Annotated in this window: 2 protein-coding genes; both read right to left on the bottom strand. The window is 40.8% G+C overall.

Features of this window, described 5'->3' with window-relative positions:
• Positions 1-1,196, bottom strand: a 1,196-nt coding sequence (locus tag Q0256_RS01220) for a TonB-dependent receptor plug domain-containing protein (protein ID WP_297959278.1), incomplete at its 3' end; no start/stop codon positions are given.
• A gap of 716 nt (positions 1,197-1,912) precedes the next feature.
• Positions 1,913-2,683 carry a tetratricopeptide repeat protein gene (locus Q0256_RS01215; RefSeq protein ID WP_297959276.1) on the bottom strand — a complete coding sequence of 257 codons (771 nt, stop codon included), beginning with the start codon at positions 2,681-2,683 and terminating at the stop codon, positions 1,913-1,915.
• Positions 2,684-2,808: the final 125 nt, after the last annotated feature.

Raw genomic sequence — 2,808 nt, 5'->3', positions numbered from 1 at the left:
TCCTCTCCGCGACTGTCCGTTACTATCGGCATAAAGCCCCATTTTAGCCCTTGCTTCAGCTCGCCTCCGTATTTATCCACTAACTTTCCGTTTTCTAAATGAAGCCCCGCGGGATTTGAAATCCCCGCGCAGTTATCGCCTTCGCAATACTCATCCGTTCTCGCTTTTAGCTTAATGTGTTGCTTGTTATAGCTAAATTTTAAGCTATCCCACAAAGGCGTTTCGTCGAAATTTTCGTAAGTGAACGAATAGTTTTTTCTTTCGCTTCTATCGTTGGTATGTCGTATGTCATTAGTTAGAGCACCCCAAGGAGTTTGCGTATTGTAAAGAGCAAATTGATTCGACCAGTCTATTCCCTCTGATTTTATATTAGACTTATCGTATCCTAAGCTAAATCTATCGGTATCGGTAGGCTGAAAGCCAAATTTTACCAATGTGCTTTTTTTGTAAATTCTATAAGGATCAGGTTTTTCTCTAACTTTTCTTATAACAGTAGGATCATATTTTTTATATCCCCAGTTTTTTAGTTCATGTCCTTCTCTATCGGTGTGAATAGCCAAAAGATCAAACCACTTAAACCTAACTGCAGCTGCGTGGCTTTGCCAGTTTTGTCTATCCGCACTTTGATACCCGCGCTTAAATCCGTAATACCAATCCTTCTCCGTTAGATAATCTCTCGCATCCTTTGTCTCAAACGCTACTGAGCCACCTAGCGCGCCCGAGCCTCTTTTTACCGAATCTGCACCTTTAGTGATATCTACCTGTCTTACGTTTTCAACCTCAACGCCGTTTCTAGTGTTATTAAAGTTTCCGTATCCTTCAAATAGATCTTTAAAACCTTGCGAGCTTAGCGTTTCTGCCTGGCGAAGCCCATCAATACTTATATCTACACGATTTTCATCTACTCCGCGGATCGAGTAGCCACTAGCACCGAATCTTCCGCTTTCGACAACTGAAACGCCGGTTTCGTGACGAACCATATCTCTACTATCGCTAACTTGCTCTTTGGTGAGTTGCTTGGCGCTCTTTTTCGTTTCGCCGACTTTTTTGGTAAGCGGGTCGCTTTCTACGTTTCCCGTAACATTTATCTGCCCTAAATTTTGGGAGTTGCCTTCGCTATCGTCCTGTGCAGCTAAAGTGGCCGCGCATAAACAAAGCGCTCCCGCCGCTGCAATGGAAAACCTAAATAAGCTCATTTTGATCCTTTTATAATACTATTTCTCATAGGCGTTATTAAAAATAGCAATATATTAGTGAAAAATTCTTTAAATTTAAATTAAAAAGAATTTATTTATCATTTATAGTTATAAAATTTAATTAAATTTAAAGAATTCCCGGGCTTACGCCTTTATCTCTTAAATTTACATTTTTTAAAATTACAAATTTTTACTTTAAATTTAAAAGTATTTTCATGAAATGCATGCGATGAGACAGTGAGTAAATTTTCAAATTTTAACTTCATAAATTTTAAAATTTTATCATAAGTGAGTGGAATTTTATCTACGCGTAGTATATAGCTGGCATCATGGCAGATTAGTATTTCTGGGAAGCTGCGCCTAAGATAATTTATAAAATTTAGAATTTTAAAATTCTAAAAAATTGATAGCTCGCTGATTGCGTAGCCTTGTTTGCGCGCAAGCATGCAAGCTTTCATGGATTAAGGCGTGCTCGGTGCGATGCCGTGTTTATCATCGATGAGTTCCGCTTCGTTTAATTGCTTGTATTCGTCGCAGCCAATCTGCTCTGCTAAATCGCATGCTTTCCCGTAAAATTCTTTTGCTAAGGATCTATCTTGTTTAATGTGCCATCCATTTTTGTATAAATCCCCGAGATAACTACACGAGTCTGCATCCCCGCTCTCGCAAGTATTTTTAAGCAAATTTAGCCCGCTTTGATATAGGCTTTCTGCTTTTTAGTAATTGCCTGCTTTGTATAAGTCTCCCAGAATCAAGCACGCCGCCGCCTTGCCGCCATCACAAGCCTTCTGGTATAAATCCGCAGCCTTTTTGAAATCCTTCTCTACGCCCCCGCCATCTATATATAGATCCGCTAGGCGCTGGCACTCATATAAGTCGCCTTCATCGCATTTCTTTTGATTTATTTGAGCTTTCTTTTGGTACAAAACAGCCGCTTTTTTATATAGAATCTCTGCCTTTTGCAAGTCCTGTCTGATCTTGTCACCGTTTTTATATAAATATGCAAGGTTATTGCACATATCTGCATCACCGTTATCGCAAATCATTTGACGCAAAACCATAGCCTTGTGCCTGTCTCTTGAGACGCCGATACCGGATTCGTATGAAATTGCAAGCAAATTGCACGAAAACATATTACCGCCGTCACAAGCCTTTTGATGCAGGCTCGCCGCCTTTTGATAATCTTGTCTAACACCATAGCCTTCGAAGTATAGTCCTGCAAGCTCATAGCAGCCGGTCATATTCCCACCATCGCAAGTTTTTTTATAAACCTCCGCTGCCTTTTGATAGCTCTGCGTGGTGTTGATGCCGAATCGATATAAGTTCCCGAGCCTATAGCAGCTTCGCGTATCTCCGCCGTCGCAGCTGCGCTGCCACATTTTTATCGCTTTAGAATAATCGCCGTCCTCATAGAGCTTGTCCGCGTCTTCAAAGACTCCACCCATGCAAAACATAGCTATAACGGCTAGATAAAGATATCTTTGCATTTAATCCCTTTGAAATTTCTGTAAATCTACTCGCGCATTCACGGCATAAAATTCCGCATTCAGGATTTTATGATCTCAGTTTGCGCGCGGGCTTAGTGCGAGGCTAGCCCTAGCACAAACCAAGG

The organism is uncultured Campylobacter sp. (assembly GCF_937949835.1).
In the GTDB taxonomy this organism is placed as follows: domain Bacteria; phylum Campylobacterota; class Campylobacteria; order Campylobacterales; family Campylobacteraceae; genus Campylobacter_B.
This window is presented reverse-complemented; position numbering and strand designations above follow the sequence as displayed.

Bases quoted from the DNA above. Each gene is read 5' to 3' on its own strand.
- Q0256_RS01215 (WP_297959276.1), bottom strand. From the start codon at position 2,683: ATGCAAAGATATCTTTATCTAGCCGTTATAGCTATGTTTTGCATGGGT.